Source organism: Chitinophaga sp. (genome assembly GCF_036569185.1).
Taxonomy (GTDB): Bacteria; Bacteroidota; Bacteroidia; order Chitinophagales; family Chitinophagaceae; genus Chitinophaga.
This window is the reverse complement of the sequence record NZ_DATCRD010000239.1, coordinates 35,866-53,121: the sequence shown is the minus strand read 5'-3', so window position 1 is coordinate 53,121 and position 17,256 is coordinate 35,866. Positions and strand designations below refer to the sequence as shown.

Genomic DNA, 17,256 nt, shown 5'->3' with positions numbered 1-17,256 from the left:
GAAAGCCACCTTTGATGAAGCCACCCAGGAAGTAATGGTAGGAGGTAAGGTGTTCAAGATGTAAAGCGCGGATTTTGTCTGACTTAGGATTTAGATGATTTCGCTGATTACGCTGATTTGATTACTTTGGATTTAAAAGGATTTGGGGAGATTTAAGCGAATACTTTCGCCTAAATCTCCCCAAATCTTTTTAAAATCATTACAAAATCAAATCAGCGTAATCAGCGAAATCATCCTAATCCAGAGTCAGACAATCTCACATTCCTGATCTCACCCCCTAAATAGGCGAATCTCTCCCCCTTGTTTCAGGATGAATCATCCGAATTTTACCCCTGTCAACCAATGTAATGTGTGGCACATGGCTGCCGTCATTTTCAAAAGTAATATCCAACGTTATGAAGAAAAGCTACTGTAGTGTGTGGTCTTTTTTACGGATAACATATGTTGTCCTCTTGTCCCTGACCACTTTGCCACTCTTTACTTTTGCCGCCGAAAAACCGGCTGGTGTCATTATTACCGGTAAGGTAACCGATGAAAAAGGCAATGCCCTGATAGGTACCACTATTGTGGTGGAGGGCACCCAGAAATCCACTTCCGCCGACGCGGATGGTAATTACCGGATAGATGTGCCCGATGGCCGGCGGGTACTGGTATTTTCCTGTATAGGATATATTACCCGTAAAGTGCCGCTGGGTAGCGGGTCTGTATTGAACGTAAAAATGCAGCCCGACGAAAAGAACCTGGGGGAGGTAGTAGTGGTGGGTTATGGTGTGCAGAAGAAAGTGACCGTTACCGGCGCGGTGGCGTCTATCGGTACAAAAGAATTACTGCAGTCGCCCGTGGCCAACGTATCCAATATGCTGGTAGGGCGCTTACCCGGCCTGATAGCTGTGCAACGCAGCGGGGAGCCGGGTCAGGATGGTTCCAGCCTGAAGATCCGTGGTATTGGTACCCTGGATGCCGGATCCGGCTCCGATCCGCTTATCATGGTAGATGGTATTGAACGCTCCAATATCAACCAGATAGATCCCAACGAAATAGAAACCATCAATATCCTGAAAGATGCGTCTTCTACCGCAGTGTACGGGGTGAGAGGCGCCAACGGCGTTATCCTGATCACCACCCGCCGTGGGAAACTCGGGCCCCCCAGGCTGAGCTTAACCTCCAACCTGGGCCGGCAAAGTCCTACCCAGCTGCCCAAAATGGTGAGCAGCTATGATTACGCTCTCCTGAAAAATGAAGCGCTGAAAAATGATGGGAAGGAGCCTTATTTCACACAGGAGGACCTGGAACTGTTCAAATCCGGGAAAGATCCGGTGTTCCACCCCAGCGTAGACTGGTTTGATGTAATGCTGAAACCCTATTCATTGCAGTCGCAGCACAACCTGAATATCAGCGGTGGCACCCAGCTGGCGAGGTACTTTATTTCAGGTGGTTATTTTGATCAGAACGGGGCATACCGGTATGCCGACTATAACCCCGAGTTCAGCGCCAATCCAAAATACAAGCGGTATAACTTCCGCTCCAACTTCGATTTTGATGTAACGCCACTGTTTACGGTGAAGGTAAATCTTGGCGGACAGGTAGAGAATCAAAACTACCCGGCCAAATCTGCCGGTGATATTTTCTTTGATGTGCTCTCTGCCAATCCCTTCAGTAGTCCCGGTATTGTAGATGGCAAGCTGGTAACCATTTCCGGCGCCGTAAATGGCAGGAACCCGTTGCTCACCATGCTCAATGCAGGCTACCAGCAACTGTTCAAAAGTAACGTGAATTCTTCCGTTATCCTGAACCACAAACTGGATTTTATTACAGCCGGTTTATCAGCCCGTGGTACCATTGCCTATGATAGCTGGTACAGCCACTCTGTGAGGCGCTCCAAGAATAATGTGACTTACCTCGCTGTGAAAGACCCTGCCAATGCCGGTAATGTTTTGTATGTACCGCAGGGCGAAGAGACCACGCTTGGCTTCAGCGAGGGATATGATAAGAACCGCAAAATATACGGTGAACTGGCGCTGGATTATAACCGGACTTTTGGCCCGCACAATATAACCGGGTTGCTGTTGTATAATCAAAGCAAAGCCTATTCGCCCAACCTTACCTATAAAGTGCCCAATGCCTACCTGGGCATGGCCGGCCGCGTTACCTACAATTACAAAAGCCGCTATCTGGTGGAATTCAACATGGGATATAACGGTTCGGAGAACTTCCCGGAAGGTAGCCGGTTTGGCTGGTTTCCCGCGTATTCAGTTGGTTGGGTAGCCTCCGATGAGCCTTTCTTCCCCAAAAATAAATACCTCACTTTCCTGAAAATAAGAGGTTCTTATGGAGAAGTAGGTAATGATAAACTGTCAGATATTTTCAGGGGTGGCTCGCGCTTCCTGTACCTGCCTTCTGCTTTTGTGTATGGCGGTGGATATAATTTCGGAGAGGTGGGCTCTTCTTACCAATGGTATGGAGGTTCTTATGAAGGTAAACTTGGCAACCCCGATGTTACCTGGGAAAGAGCAAAGAAATCGAATATTGGTTTGGAGATGAAATTGTTTGATAACCGCTTCTCTTTTACCGGTGATTATTTCCAGGAGAAGCGCAACAATATCCTGGCCATGCGCGGCGCGGTGCCTGGTATTGTGGGTGTGAGCGACCTTCCCGCGTATAACCTGGGCAGGGTAAGCAATAAAGGTTTTGAAATGGAAGCCGGTTATAATGATCATGTAGGCAAGGTGAATTACTGGCTGAAGGCCAACTATTCCTTTGCCCGTAACAAGATAGAATTTAAAGATGAGGCCCCGCGTTCCTATCCTTATCAGAATGAAACCGGTAACCCGGTAGGCCAGTACTTTGGCCTGGTGGCGGAAGGATTGTTTAACAGCTGGGATGAGATCAATGATGCAAAAAGACCGCAATCCTCTTATGCTCCCGGTGTGAACGGCCGCGATGCCCTGCAGCCCGGTGATATCCGCTATAAAGATGTGAACGGCGATGGTATTATTAATAACGACGACCAGATGCCTATAGGCTATTCACAGTTCCCACAGATCATTTATGGTTTTTCCTTTGGTGGGTCCTTTAAAGGATTTGATGCGTCCCTGTTGTTCCAGGGTGCAGGCAGGGCGTCGGTTTACCTGGAGCAAATGGCGGCATGGCCTTTTGATACCGACTGGCGCAATGCTATGACTGTTCACCTGGAACGGTGGACAGAAGAAAGATATAAGGCAGGAGAGAAGATCACTTTCCCGCGGTTGTCGCAAAGCCCTGCCGGTAATAACTATCAGCGTTCCAGCTACTGGCTGAAAGATGCCAGTTATCTGCGGTTGAAGAACGTGGAGATCGGTTACACATTTACCGGCGGTATTTTAAAACGTGCAAAGATCGGGAGCGTGAGGATGTATGCCAATGGTATGAACCTGGTTACGTGGTCGTCGCTCAAAACCTATGACCCTGAAGCGCCGGATGGCCGTGGACAGTTTTATCCGCAGCAAAAAGTGTATAACGTAGGGTTGAATCTGCAGTTCTAAAAAAACAAACTATGCAACAAGTAAAATACTATATCATATTAAGCCTGCTGTTGGGCGCTTTCTTTTCCTGTACAAGGGATTTTCTTGAAAAACCGCCATCCGTGGATATTACAGAGGATACTATTTTCTCGAAGATCAGGAATGCAGAAACATTTTTATACGATGTATACAGCAACAGCATGCCTTCGGGCCTGCCAACCGGGTGGAGCAATTCCACCAGCGGCGGTATTGTAGCCGGCGTACTTGCAGCCGCCTGTGATGAAGGGGATATTGCCGACAGCTGGCCTGGCGCCAACCGTTTTAACGAAGGGCAGTGGGATGCCAACGACAACCCCGAAGATGATTTCAGTACCCACTATAAAGCCATCCGTAAGGCCAATATTTTTATGGAGCGTATTGACGGCGTACCGGATGCCAGCGGGGAATACAAAACACAGCTGAAGGCGGAAGCCCGCTTCCTGCGCGCCCTGCAATATTTTGAGCTGGTGAAGCGCTACGGCGGCGTGCCTATTGTGGACAGGCGTTTGCTAAACAGCGATAACCTGAAGCTGCCCCGTAATAAACTGGAAGATTGTATCAATTTTATTGTGTCCGATTGTGACGCCGCTCTTGGCGCATTGCCTGCTGCGCAGGAAGGTTTCCTGCGGGGCCGTATCAGCAAAGGCGCGGTGCTGGCGCTGAAATCGCGGGTACTGTTATATGCGGCAAGTCCCTTGTTTAACAGCGCTACTGCTTATGTAGCCACCACCGATGCCACAGCTACCCTGGTAGGCTATCATAACTATGATGCAGCCCGCTGGCAGAAAGCGGCCGATGCCGCCAAAGCGGTGCTGGACTGGGCGCCTACCGGCAGCTGCCGCCTGATCACCGAATTCGGAGTGGATAATAATTATGAATATGTATGGTCGCAGCCGGATAATGCGGAGATCATCCTGGCTAATAAATCCAATGGCCGTTGGGGTATTTACGGCGACTATTTCAACTTCACCATGCCGGTAAATATTTATGGAGGATGGTATGGTATTTCTGTGCCGATGAATTTTGTAAAACTCTATGAGAAGAAAACCGGCGGCGCCCAGATCTGGCCACAGTCGGGCGATAATGCCAATGCCATGTACGCTTCGCTGGACCCCCGCTTTGCGCAATCTGTAGGGTATAACGGGGCCAGCTGGAACAGTGAAATAGGCGCCGTGCAGATGTATATCAAACCGGATGGAAAACCGGCGCTGCATGGAGGCGACCGTGGCGGCGGGCAGTGGATGCACAAATTCCTGCCACGCAGCGTTACCTGGTCTACTTATGGCGCTACCATCAACTGGCCTGTGTTCCGCCTCGCAGAATTTTACCTCAACTATGCAGAAGCGCTGAATGAAGCGCAGGGGCCGGTTGCAGAAGTATATACTGCTGTGAATACCATCCGCGCCCGTTCAGGCATGCCTGCACTTTCAGGTAAATCAAAAGAGGAAATGAGAATGGCTATACGAAATGAGCGGGCAATAGAACTGGCATTTGAAGAGCACCGCTACTGGGATGTACGCCGCTGGAAAATTGCCGGTGATGAAGGTGTGATGAACGGAAAGATGTATGGGCTGAGATTAAAGCCTATCGACGGCAGCAGCGAATTTCATTTCGAACAGGTAGTGTTTGAACAACGGGTATGGAATGATAAGATGTACCTGTATCCATTTCCCAACACGGAAATATACAAGCAATACATCGTGCAAAACCCCGGCTGGTAAGCAGGGCGCCTGATCCTAAACTTCAAATCTGAAAAAATGAACTGTATATATAAATTAAGAACAACAGCATTGCTAACGGTAACGGGCACACTCTTTTCCCTTGCCGCATTAGCGCAATCTGCTACAGATACCGTTCCGGCAACCGCAGATACCACGCTGCAGGTACCAGTGGCATATGGAGAGCAGCCATGGTGGAAAGTAACCGGCGCTTATGGAAGAGTGAATGGCAGCGTGTTAAGGAAATCGGCGGCCGCTACGCTCAGCAATGGCCTTTACGGCCGCATACCCGGCCTCACGGTAATGCAGGGCAACGGCGAACCGGGTTATGATGCGCCTTCCATGGCTATACGCGGCCTCAGCTCTTACCGTGGTGCAGGGCTCCTTATTTTTGTGGATGGTTTTGAAAGTCCTTTTGACCAGCTGGCTGCAGATGAAATAGAAACGATCACTGTGCTGAAAGATGCCGCCGCCACCGCTATGTATGGTATCCGCGGCGCCAATGGCGTATTGCTGGTTACCACTAAAAGAGGCTTCAGCGGTAAACCTAAAATATCTTTCCGTGCGCAAACCGGTTTCCAGCGGCCGCAACGCCTGCCTGAGTTCCTGGGATCATACGATTATGCCACGCTTTATAATGAAGCATTACGCAATGAAGGCAAAACAGATAAGTATTCACCTGCCGACCTGGAGGCATATAAAAATGGAAACGATAAATACTTCCATCCTGATGTGAACTGGTATGATGAGGTGCTGAAGAAATCGGCGCCTATGTCGGAATACAACCTGAACCTCAGTGGAGGCAACAGCAATGCCACTTATTTTGTATCGCTGAATGTACTGAAGAATACAGGACTGTATAAAAATACCGATTCAAAAAGAGAGGAAAATTCCAACGCAAATTTCCTCCGGTATAATTTCCGTTCCAATGTAGATATTAAAGTGACAAAGCGGCTGAGCACTTCGCTTGACCTGGCGGGCAGGGTGGAAGACCGGAGCTATCCCGGTGCAGGCGCTCCTGAAATATGGGGCAATATGATGCTGATACCACCTAACGCATTTCCTGTGCGTAACCCCGATAATTCCTACGGAGGCACTTCGGTATACCGTGGCAACCCCGTAGGACTGGTACTTGGCCGCGGCGTAGCCACCACGCATGCCCGGGCATTGCAGGCCACCATGCGTTTCAGTTACAGCCTGGACCAGGTTACACCCGGCTTAAAGGCCGGGGCGGCAGTATCTTTCAATAACTGGTTCCAGGGCAATGATGATAAAACCAAACAGTTTGCTGTATTCCAGCTGCTGAAAGATCCTGCGGGCGATACCATCTATAATAAATTTGGCGATAACACCAGCATCGCGCAGAATGATGGGGTAAACGACCAGTGGAGACGCACCAATACCCAGTTCACCCTTACCTACAACCGCACTTTCGGGGAACATAGTATTGATGCATTGGCGCTTTACCAGCAGGATGTATATACTATTTCCGGTAACAACGTTCCCTATGCTCACCAGGGTACGGCAGGCAGGGTAACGTATGCGTATAAACGAAAATACATTGGTGAATTTTCCTTTGGCTATAATGGTTCCGAGAATTTCCCCAAAGGCAGGCGCTTTGGCTTCTTCCCGGCAGTATCCGCAGGCTGGATCCTGTCTGAAGAACAATTCCTGCAGCAGGCGCAGTGGATCAGTTTCCTGAAGCTGAGAGCTTCTTACGGGCAGGTGGGCAACGACCAGGTAGGTGGGCGCCGCTTCCCCTATAAGCAATATTATAACGGTGGCGCGGGCTACTACTTCGGTACCGATAACCGCTATGCCGGCGGTATGGACGAAGGAAGTCTTGCCAACCCGGACATCACCTGGGAAAAAGACCGCAGGGCCAATATCGGTATTGACGCTTCGCTGCTGCGTAACAGGGTCACCCTGGCATTCGACTTCTTTGATGAAAAAAGAAAAGATATCCTGGCCGAAAGATATGGCGCTATTCCCGGCTATATTGGCGTAGGACTGCCAGCAGAAAACGTAGGCAGTGTAAGGAACCGTGGCTTTGAATTGCAACTGGGCTACCAGAGCGAAGTAAAACGCAGCTTCAGCTATTTTGCTTCCGCTTCCGCTGCTTTTGCCCGTAATAAAATATTATACATGGCAGAAGCGCAACAGCCCTATACCTACCTTAACCGCACCGGGCAAAGCATTGGCCAGCCTTTTGGATTGCAGGCTATCGGTTTCTTTAAAGATGAAGCCGACATCAGCGCCAGCCCCCAGCAGATCTTTGCGCCTGTGAAGCCTGGTGATATCAAGTACAAAGACCAGAACGGCGATAACATCATTGATATATACGATGAAGTGGCCATTGGCAAACCACTGTTGCCGGAATGGACATTCGGTTTGCACCTGGGTGTACAGTACAAAGGATTTGATCTCGACGCATTTTTCCAGGGCGTTGCCAATCGCAGCGTGATGTTGTCCGGCCCGCTGGTATGGGCATTTGTGAATGACGCCAAAGCCGCCCCCATCGCCATGGGAAGGTGGACGCCCGAAACTGCGGCAACTGCTACCTACCCACGGCTCACCACTGCCGCCAACGACAACAACTACCGCTCTTCGGATTTCTGGCAACGCAACGGCAGCTTTGTAAAGCTGCGCAATATAGAACTGGGATATACTTTCCCCACATCATTATTGTCGCGCATCAGGATGCAACAGTTACGGGTATACGTAAACGCCGTGAACGTATTTTCATTGGATCATATTCATTTTGCAGATCCTGAAACATTAAGCGGATATCCTGCCATGCGCTCTGTGAACGCTGGTATACGTGTGCAATTATGATCATCATCTCAACAAAAAATTTCAATGTTATGAAATATAGATTTTGGTTACTTTTTACAGGAGTGGTTACCATCATTTCCCTTTCCTGTAAGAAGGATTTCCTGGACAGGCAGATCAGTACAGAGCTTACCAAAGATGAAGTGTTTTCTTCGTATGCCCGTACCCGTGATTTCCTGATAGGCACCTACGCTTACCTGCCTGATGGCTTTAACCGGCTGGACAATGCCATGCTGGACGCCGCTACAGATGACGCAGAGTTTACCTGGGAAGGCAGCGCCATTCAACGTTATAATAACGGCAGCTGGAATCCCTACATCAACCCGGACGATAACTGGAATGCCAGGTACACGGCTATACGCCGCACCAATCTTTACCTGGAGCAATCCGGTAACGTGGACCTTAATATGTATAAGCTCAACCCGGACCCAACCGCGCAGCAGACCTACCGCAATATGACGGCCGACCTGGAGCGCTGGCGTTATGAGAACCGCTTTCTCCGCGCCTATTTTTATTTCGACCTGGTTACCCGCTATGGAGGCGTGCCGCTTATTACCAAAACACTGGGATTGTCAGATAGTCTTAACCTGTCACGCAATTCCTATGATGAATGCGTACAGTTCATTGTTTCGGAATGCGATTCCGCGGCGGCGCACCTGGGTGTAACTGTAGCCGACAATGATCTTGGCCGGGCTACCAAAGGAGCTGCACTGGCGCTGAAAAGCAGGATGCTGCTTTACTATGCGAGCGACCTGAATAATAAAGGACATGTGAAGGAACGATGGATAGCAGCGGCCAAAGCAGCCAAAGAAGTGATTGATCTGAATGTATACCAGCTGGAAAGCAATTACCGGGGACTGTTCCGCAGCACTACCAGCAAGGAGATCATTTTTGCGCATCGCTATGCGCCCGGCAATGGCTTTGAACGGGCCAACTATCCCATTGGTTATGACGGAGGCAGCAGTGGCACCACGCCTACGCAGAACCTGGTAGACGCCTATGAGATGACTGATGGCAGTGCGTTTAACTGGAATAATCCCGATCATGCGCAGCATCCGTACGATAACCGTGATCCTCGTTTAGCCATGACCGTGATCCTCAATAATTCACAATGGAAGGGCCGCGCCGTGGAAGCCTTCACCGGCGGCCGTGAAGGAGCAGGGGTAGACCGTGCTACCAAAACAGGTTACTACCTGAAAAAGTACGTGGATGAAAACCTGGACCTGTTACTGAATAAAACCAGTGTGCATACCTGGATCTTATTCCGCCTGGGTGAAATATATCTCAACTATGCAGAAGCCATGAACGAGGCATATGGCCCCGACCAGGATCCGCAGGGCTTTGGCTTAACAGCTGTCCAGGCCGTGAATAAGGTACGCGACCGCAGTTCTGTGAAGATGCCGCTGCTGCAGACCGGCCAGTGGAATACCGCCACCCTGCGTACTAAAATACGGAATGAAAGGAGAGTGGAGCTGGCATTTGAAGAGCATCGCTACTGGGATGTGCGTCGCTGGGAACTGGGCGTGGCATTGTTTAACTCACCTGTATATGGCGTAAAAATAACCCGTATCAATCCCACTACGTTTAAGTATGAAAAGATGGAAGTGGAAGGAAGGGTATTCCAGCCAAAAATGTACTGGTATCCCGTGCCGCAGGCGGAGAAAATGAAATCGCCTGCGCTTACGCAAACACCGGGCTGGTAAGTACGGGATCATGGATATTTTAAAAGATGATTGATATGAATATTGGAAAGGTGCTCCGGGGCGCAGTAATATGCGTCCTGGGCTTAAGCTTACATGCCGGCGCTGCCGTGCCCCGCACTTATTATATAGATGCGCTCATGGGGAACGACGCCAATAACGGGTTATCGGAACAACAACCCTGGCGCAGTTTACAGCGGGTGAATACGCATGTTTTTGAACCGGGCGACCAGATCCGTTTTCGCTCCGGCCGTATTTACGAAGGACAACTGAAGCCGGAGGGCAGCGGCCATGCAAAGCAACTGATCACTATTGATCAGTATGGAGAAGGATACAAACCGCGTATTCAGGGTAATGGCGTTATGCCCGCGGCCTTATATTTACTGAATGCAGAAGGTTGGGAGATCCGCAACCTGGATATTTCCAACTATGGTCCCGATATAAAAGCTCAGCGTGCCGGCGTGCTGGTGCAGTTAACCAACTATGGCACCGGCTCCGCTATTTACCTGAAGCAGCTGGATGTGCATGATGTGAATGGAAGTCTTGTTAAAAAAGACGGAGGCGGGGCAGGCATTATTTTCAGCAATGGAGGCCGGCAAACCCCTTCCCGGTTCGACAGTATCCTGGTGGAAGATTGTACCATCAGGCGCTGCCAGCGGAATGGCATCCTGGTGAATGGCAACTGGTCGAGGTCCGACTGGTTTCCCAATGAACATGTGGTGATCCGTGGCAACCTGATAGAAGGCGTGCCAGGCGATGGCATTGTGCCCACCGGCTGCGATGGCGTGCTGGTAGAACATAATACTATGCGGGATTGCCCACGGTTGTTGCCCGACAGCGAATCTGCCGCAGGCATATGGCCATGGAGCTGTGATAATGCGCTTATTCAATACAACGAAGTAAGCGATCATAAAGCTCCCTGGGATGGCCAGGGTTTTGACTCCGACTGGAACTGCAACAACACCGTGATCCAGTATAATTACAGTCATGATAACGACGGCGGCTTTTTACTGGTATGCGATGATGGCAGCGCCCGCGCCCCGCAAAGCTGCGGTAATAAAGGCACCATTGTGCGGTTTAATGTAAGCGTGAATGATGGATTACGTACAACCGGCAAACATGCCGGTTTTGCACCGGTATTTCATATAACCGGTCCCGTAGTGAATACCCGTATTTATAATAACGTCATTTACCTGCCGGAAAGGGATATTAAGATGGATAGCACACTGGTGGAAATGGGCAACTGGTTTGGTTATGCCGACAGTACCTGTTTTGCCAACAATATCTTCTACACAAATAATACGGCAGATTATGTGATGAATCAAAGCAAACGTAATTTTTACAGCAACAATCTTTATTTCGGTACACACCTTAACCGCCCGGCAGATAAAGCAGCAGTTATAAAAGATCCGCAATTCATTGCAACGCCACTACCCGGTATGCCGGGAATGGAAGCGCTGAAAGTATTCCGGTTGCAACCGGGATCGCCCGCTTTGCAAAAAGGTATTGCATTACCGGATACTATCGCCACTGATCTGTATGGGAACAAGTTACAGGTGCACCAGAATATAGGAGTAGATGGGAAATAGGGAAGTGAGATAAACGCATTTTATTTTTCACTATAAAAATTCCATTTATGAACACAAGTATGAAAATCCTACTGGCGCTTACCTGCGCAGTAACCCTTTCCTGCGGTAAACAATCGGCCACCGCGGATCTTCAACCCATTGCAAAGGAAAAGAAATCGGCCGTTGCTGCTACTGTTACCTGGGAAACGGTGATTGACAACAGTTCATTTGCCAGCTATTCCGCATTTGAAGCAGCCTGGAACTACCTGTATCCGTGGGGCTCTGATCATAACGGTACCGCACGTATGTACGGAAGTACATCAGATCACAACCACATTTACCTGAATAGCGGCGTGCTTACGCTTAAGGCGGCACGGATCAACTGGAATGAAGGGAACAGCAGCAGCGATCCGTATTTGCCTATCCATTATCATAGCGGGGCAGTACATGCCAAGGCGCAGGTGCTGGTGAATGACCAGTTCCCCGACTGGGAAGTAAAGGGCGATTTCCAGGCGCCTTCTGTAGCCGGTTCCTGGCCTGCATTCTGGCTTACCGGTGTAAACAGCTGGCCGCCGGAAAGCGATATCCTGGAATTCAAGGGAAACAGCACCAACTGGCAGAATACTTTCAGGACCTGGCAGGATGTATCCAGTATTTTAACCAATGTTTCATCTCCTGGCAGCTGGCATACTTACCGTGCGTGGATCACCAAAGTGAGCGCTACCGATGTGAATATTCATTATTATATAGATGGTGTATGGAAAGGCATGCACACGGCTAATTTCGTGGGCAAGCCCATGTATATTATCATCAACCTGCAAATGGAAGGATCCAGTGGCAGCAATGGCCCTGCAGGGGATACTTACTATAATGCAAGAAATATTTATGTAGGACGCAACCGGGTGTCGTAATAATGAAGAGATAAAATCCCATATGCTGCCATGGCATATGGGATTTCTGTTACTGTTTAGCGGTTTGTACTAACTCCCTGATATAGTTGTTACCTCTGTCTCCCCCGTATAATATGTATAGTATAATAGTTTAAGTGATCAATGCTGTTTACCCCTTAAAAGACGACGCCGGAATCATACCATTACATCATCTTTTTTATACAAAATACTCATTTGAGTTAAGGAATTCCCCATTCAGGTTACACCCGCTTGCTGGTCTTTGTTCACCTTTGCAATAACAAAAAACAGGTATAAAATGAATATCGTTATTACAGGATCTTTAGGGAATATAGGAAAGCCTTTAACCCAGGAACTGGTACAGAAAGGGCATGCCGTAACAGTTATCAGCAGGAAGGAGGAAAGGAAGAACGAAATTGAAGCAATGGGCGCCAAAGCCGCCATAGGCGCTATGCAGGATGCCGGTTTCCTGGCCGCCACCTTTAAGGGAGCGGATATTGTTTACCTGATGGAGTCGTGGGAAGGCATGGGCAGTTTATTCGACAGGGACGCAGATTTTGTAGCCGCTTTCCGCAACATCGGGAATAACTACAAACAGGCGGTAGAACAATCAGGTGTAAAACGGATTGTGCACCTCAGCAGTATAGGCGCTCATACGGATAAGGGAACCGGTAGCCTTTTTCTTCATCATACCGTGGAAAACATCCTGCAACAATTGCCCGGTGATGTTGCTATAAAGTTTATGAGGCCGGTGAGCTTTTACACTAATATATTCAGGTATATGGAAACCATCAGGAAGCAGGGAGCTATTATACAAAGCTATGGCGGTGATCGGAAAGAGCCCTGGGTGTCGCCCCTGGATATTGCCGCTACTGTTGCAGCAGAAATGGAAAAGCCTTTTAACGGAAGAACCATACATTATTTAGCAAGCGAAGAAGTATCCCCCAACGAAGTGGCTGAAATTATAGGCGAAGCCATTGGAAAACCGGATTTGAAATGGCTGGTAATCCCCGGGGAACAGATGCTGGATCATATGTTGGAGGCAGGTATGAATGAGTGGATCGCCAAAGGTTTGGTGGAGATGCAGGCCGCACAGGGAAGCGGCAGCCTGTACGAAGATTATTATAAAAACAGACCTGTTATGGGCAAAGTAAAACTGGCAGATTTTGCGAAAGAATTTGCGTTCATCTATCATAAATAAAAAAATAAAAAGAAATGAAAAGAGCACTCATTACCGGGGCTAATAGAGGTATTGGTTTTGAAACCGCCCGCCAGTTGCTGCAACAGGGATATTACGTTTACCTTGGCAGCCGTAGCGCAGAAAATGGCCAGGCGGCAGTAGAAAAGCTTAAAGCCGCAGGATTAAATAATGTGATGGCTATACAACTGGATGTTACCGATCCTGGTTCGGTAAAAGCCGCCCGTGCCAGCGTAGGAAGGGAAACTGATGTGCTGGATGTGCTTGTGAATAATGCGGGTGTTCTCGGCGGTTTCCCCCAGGCGGCACTTTCATCAGGGATAGAGGAATTTAACGAAACGCTGGATACCAATTTATATGGGGTTATAAGAGTGACACAATCATTTGTGGATTTGTTGCGGAAATCTCCCCAGCCGCGTATAGTCAATGTCTCTTCCAGCGGATGTTCACTTACCCTGCACTGCGATCCCACCTGGAAATATTACAGCCATAAAGCGGTGCTCTACAATTCCTCCAAAGCAGCACTCAATATGTATACCATTAACCTGGCCTACGAATTACGCGATACGCCATTTAAGGTGAATGCCGTATGCCCCGGTTTTGTTGCTACTGATTTTAACAATTACCGTGGAACAGGCACTGTACAGGAAGGCGGCGCCCGCATTGCCAAATATGCGATGATTGGTGATGACGGCCCATCAGGGAAATTTATCAGCGAGGAACATAACCCCGAAACCGGGGAAACGCCCTGGTAATACATAACAGATCTATTTCGTAAATTTATAGTATGAAAAAGGAAGAAAATACGTTTTATAAATTTGAATCATTATCCGACTTTCACCGGGTGTTTGGGCTGCAAAAGCCCTTACACCCCCTGATCAGTTTTATTGATATCAAAAATATGCAGTTTAATGCCGATGGGTTTCCTCCTTCTATTGTGCTCAATTTTTATAAGATTGCCTATAAAATATATGTTTGCGGAAAAGCCAGGTACGGGCAAAACTACTACGACTTTGGCGAGGGAGGATTAGTGTTCACCGCACCTAACCAGATATTTGAATCTCCCGATGATACAGCGCATTCGGGCTATTTGTTGCTTATACACCCTGATTTCTTTTTATCCTATCCCCTGGCAAAGAAAATAAGGGAGTATGGTTTCTTCTCTTATGCGGCCAATGAAGCATTGTATTTGTCGGAGAAAGAAAAGGCCACTATTATGGCAATATTCTCCATCATGGATGAAGAATTAAACAGCCGGATAGATGATTTTAGCCAGGATGTAATTATTTCCCAGATTGAGTTACTGCTGAATTACAGTAACCGTTTCTATAAGCGCCAGTTCATTACAAGAAAGGCAGCCAACAGCGGAGTATTACAAAAACTGGAAGAAACGCTGGAGGCATATTTTAATACAGAAAAGCCTTCCACGCAGGGAATCCCTACTGTACAATATCTTTCGGAGCAATTAAATATATCGGCGAGTTACTTAAGCGATATGCTGCGCTCCTACACAGGACAAAATGCACAGCAGCATATCCATCATAAGATCATCGAAAAAGCAAAGGAGAAATTATCGACCTCAGATTTATCCGTTGCTGAAATTGCTTACCAGCTGGGTTTTGAGCATCCACAATCCCTCAGCCGCCTGTTTAAAACAAAAACAAAGCAGTCGCCTTTGGAATTCAGGCAATCATTTAACTGATAACAGCTCATTAGTAGAATACAGCTATGCTGTCTGGTTTCCAGTTGGTATCGTTAAGGTCTACCTCTATGCCACTGCCAGCGGGAGGAAAGAGATTCCCTTTAAGAACGGTACGTTTGCCGGTTTCAAACTTCACATCCTTAATCACCTTGCTGGCCAGCAGGGTGCCATTATTGCCCCAGCACATCACCGTGATAGACGGAACTGTGTAACTGCCCTGCAAAGGAAAATAGGCCTGTGTTTTAAAGCCTGGTTTACCCTGGTTGTAAGCAGGTATCTGGAACCGGTAACCGGTGTAATTGGAGTAGGCGGTTCCGTTAGCAGGGTTACTCACTTCCCCGGTAGGGAAATTGAATACTCTCGGTATGCCGCCAAAGCGGATGTCCATCCACGCGGCATCTGCGGGCAACGGATCCTGGATAATGAATTGCAGCCGGGCTACAATCCTGTCGAGTGATACTTTTGCATTGGCTGGTCCGTTTACCACCATTTCAAAGTGCGTACTGAAGGCATCACTGCCAGGGTATTTGAAACCCGCGTTGGTAACGTGGGAGAGGTATTCATCTCCGGTGGCTAATAATGTAAATTTATAATTGCCGGGTGGCAATGTATCCCTGATAATACCAAAAGAAGCAGTTCCCGCCTCCTGTACAATTACACGTTTTATAGCTGCCTGCGCGCCTGTGCCGTACACTTTGTAATAAAGGTATTTTACGTGCCCATCCAGGGAGTCTTTTGCAAGTGATGCAGCATCGGATGTTTTTCTTCCAAAACTATCCAGCTCCTGTGTAAAACCTCCGGCATCGAAGGTAACAGGGAATGCAGTTTCATCGCTGTTTCCGGGTACTGTAGTATTGCCGGATGATTCTTTTTTGCAGGAAAGCAGTAGCATAGCCGCGGCGAGCGATACGAGGGGAATGTAGGTAGACATGGTTGAAGAATTTAGCATGTTTAAGTTATGCTTTATCTGTCGCCTTTTTTGTTACTTGTAATAGTAAACTTTGAATCATGTAAACGCATATTGGTAGCTGGTTCCAGGTATATTAAAATCGTAGAGGCCAGTCTGCAGACCGGCCTCTACGATTTTATCCAAATATTTGTTACATATATTTTTTCAGGTACCCGCTTTTGGCAAGGAAGGCTTTATAATCTTTTATATCAAGGATTTCTTTTATTGCCTGTTTTTTATCTGTAGCCTTAATAAAATATTGCTGCGTAATTTTATAGCCCATCCAGTAACCGAGATCGCGGGGCCGGTCATCTTTCCTGGAAACATCATACAGCCAGTCTTTGAACTCAGTGCTATCCATTCTTGTTACAAACTCTTTGCATAACCAGTCTTCGTTTTTGTTCCCATAGTCAACTACAAGCTGGTTGGTATTTGCGCCGGATATCAGTTCCCCTAAGAAATCAGCGCTGCCTTCCACGATGCTTTGTTGTAATAGGGTAGGGTGTTCCAGCCAGTGCTTCTGTTGAAAATGGATCAGTTCATGTGCTACGATGAACGGCACGTTGTTGATGTCGGATTGTTTTTCGGCACCAATAAACAGCCCATCTTCGTTAAAAGTACCGCCGGAATTCCAGGCGCCTATCACGAAGTAAACAGGTGGATATTTAGCTTCCCGGTACCAATATTTTAACGCATAGAATGCGCTCCTGCATTGTTTTTCCTTTTCTTTCATCAATAGGGTGGTGGCTCTTACTTTTTCGTATTCAGCCTGGCGTTTTTTAACCATTCCGAATAAATGGCTGGCGCTCCTGATCCTGTCGGGGATAAATCCTTTCACACCGGCACTACCGATATCGATATAGCCGCTGCCAAAGGGGTTGACCGTAGTATCTTTTTTAAAGAGATCAAAAGCTTTCCAGAAATTATCAATGTCTTTTGTGAGAAAAACAGCACTGTCGGGATCACTTGAAAAAACGGTTTGGGCTTGAGTACGGGCACTAACAATTACAAATGCCAGCAATGGCAGACAAAATTTTAACATAGCAAATTGGTTTTAAAATGGCAGGCGCAAAATAGAATATTCCGGGAAGAAAAAAAATTACCGGGGAGATAATTTGTTACCTGGAACGTGTCATGTATTT

The 17,256-nt window shown here is 47.9% G+C and carries 11 protein-coding genes; 9 read left to right on the top strand and 2 right to left on the bottom strand.

The window, feature by feature from the left end; genetic code table 11:
• Positions 1-452: 452 nt before the first annotated feature.
• From VIM72_RS18350 to VIM72_RS18310, 9 genes are all read left to right on the top strand, one after another.
• Positions 453-3,521 (top strand): TonB-dependent receptor, encoded by a 3,069-nt coding sequence (locus tag VIM72_RS18350; protein ID WP_332004283.1) that lies wholly within the window; start codon positions 453-455, stop codon positions 3,519-3,521.
• Between the two features lie 11 nt (positions 3,522-3,532).
• Positions 3,533-5,260 (top strand): RagB/SusD family nutrient uptake outer membrane protein, encoded by a 1,728-nt coding sequence (locus tag VIM72_RS18345; protein WP_332004282.1) that lies wholly within the window; start codon positions 3,533-3,535, stop codon positions 5,258-5,260.
• 36 nt (positions 5,261-5,296) lie between these two features.
• A complete protein-coding gene (locus tag VIM72_RS18340; protein ID WP_332004281.1) occupies positions 5,297-8,092 on the top strand; it encodes a TonB-dependent receptor in 2,796 nt (931 codons plus the stop codon).
• Positions 8,093-8,121: 29 nt separating this feature from the next.
• The gene (locus VIM72_RS18335) at positions 8,122-9,792 is read left to right on the top strand and encodes a RagB/SusD family nutrient uptake outer membrane protein (protein ID WP_332004280.1); all 1,671 of its coding nucleotides are present in this window, start codon (positions 8,122-8,124) and stop codon (positions 9,790-9,792) included.
• A gap of 35 nt (positions 9,793-9,827) precedes the next feature.
• On the top strand, positions 9,828-11,378 hold the full coding sequence (locus VIM72_RS18330; protein ID WP_332004279.1) for a right-handed parallel beta-helix repeat-containing protein: 1,551 nt from the start codon (positions 9,828-9,830) through the stop codon (positions 11,376-11,378).
• Positions 11,379-11,425: 47 nt separating this feature from the next.
• A complete protein-coding gene (locus VIM72_RS18325; RefSeq protein ID WP_332004278.1) occupies positions 11,426-12,268 on the top strand; it encodes a glycoside hydrolase in 843 nt (280 codons plus the stop codon).
• A gap of 295 nt (positions 12,269-12,563) precedes the next feature.
• Complete coding sequence (locus VIM72_RS18320; protein WP_332004277.1) at positions 12,564-13,466, top strand: NAD(P)H-binding protein; 903 nt, start codon at positions 12,564-12,566, stop codon at positions 13,464-13,466.
• Positions 13,467-13,480: 14 nt separating this feature from the next.
• Positions 13,481-14,218 (top strand): SDR family oxidoreductase, encoded by a 738-nt coding sequence (locus tag VIM72_RS18315; protein WP_332004276.1) that lies wholly within the window; start codon positions 13,481-13,483, stop codon positions 14,216-14,218.
• Positions 14,219-14,250: 32 nt separating this feature from the next.
• Positions 14,251-15,165, top strand: coding sequence for a helix-turn-helix domain-containing protein (locus tag VIM72_RS18310; protein WP_332004275.1), 915 nt, complete (start codon positions 14,251-14,253; stop codon positions 15,163-15,165).
• A gap of 10 nt (positions 15,166-15,175) precedes the next feature.
• Here the strand turns inward: VIM72_RS18310 and VIM72_RS18305 are convergent, their stop codons facing one another.
• Entirely contained in the window at positions 15,176-16,096 is a 921-nt protein-coding gene (locus VIM72_RS18305) for a hypothetical protein (RefSeq protein ID WP_332004274.1), read from the bottom strand.
• A 169-nt stretch (positions 16,097-16,265) separates the two neighbouring features.
• Positions 16,266-17,156: a DUF2268 domain-containing putative Zn-dependent protease gene (locus VIM72_RS18300; protein WP_332004273.1), complete on the bottom strand. Its 891-nt coding sequence runs from the start codon at positions 17,154-17,156 to the stop codon at positions 16,266-16,268.
• Positions 17,157-17,256 lie beyond the last annotated feature (100 nt).

Excerpts from the sequence above, each read along its gene's own strand:
- VIM72_RS18300 (WP_332004273.1), bottom strand. The coding sequence starts at position 17,156 with ATGTTAAAATTTTGTCTGCCATTGCTGGCATTTGTAATTGTTAGTGCC.
- VIM72_RS18315 (WP_332004276.1), top strand. The coding sequence starts at position 13,481 with ATGAAAAGAGCACTCATTACCGGGGCTAATAGAGGTATTGGTTTTGAA.
- VIM72_RS18305 (WP_332004274.1), bottom strand. The coding sequence starts at position 16,096 with ATGTCTACCTACATTCCCCTCGTATCGCTCGCCGCGGCTATGCTACTG.
- VIM72_RS18330 (WP_332004279.1), top strand. The coding sequence starts at position 9,828 with ATGAATATTGGAAAGGTGCTCCGGGGCGCAGTAATATGCGTCCTGGGC.
- VIM72_RS18340 (WP_332004281.1), top strand. The coding sequence starts at position 5,297 with ATGAACTGTATATATAAATTAAGAACAACAGCATTGCTAACGGTAACG.
- VIM72_RS18345 (WP_332004282.1), top strand. The coding sequence starts at position 3,533 with ATGCAACAAGTAAAATACTATATCATATTAAGCCTGCTGTTGGGCGCT.
- VIM72_RS18325 (WP_332004278.1), top strand. The coding sequence starts at position 11,426 with ATGAACACAAGTATGAAAATCCTACTGGCGCTTACCTGCGCAGTAACC.
- VIM72_RS18320 (WP_332004277.1), top strand. The coding sequence starts at position 12,564 with ATGAATATCGTTATTACAGGATCTTTAGGGAATATAGGAAAGCCTTTA.
- VIM72_RS18310 (WP_332004275.1), top strand. The coding sequence starts at position 14,251 with ATGAAAAAGGAAGAAAATACGTTTTATAAATTTGAATCATTATCCGAC.
- VIM72_RS18335 (WP_332004280.1), top strand. The coding sequence starts at position 8,122 with ATGAAATATAGATTTTGGTTACTTTTTACAGGAGTGGTTACCATCATT.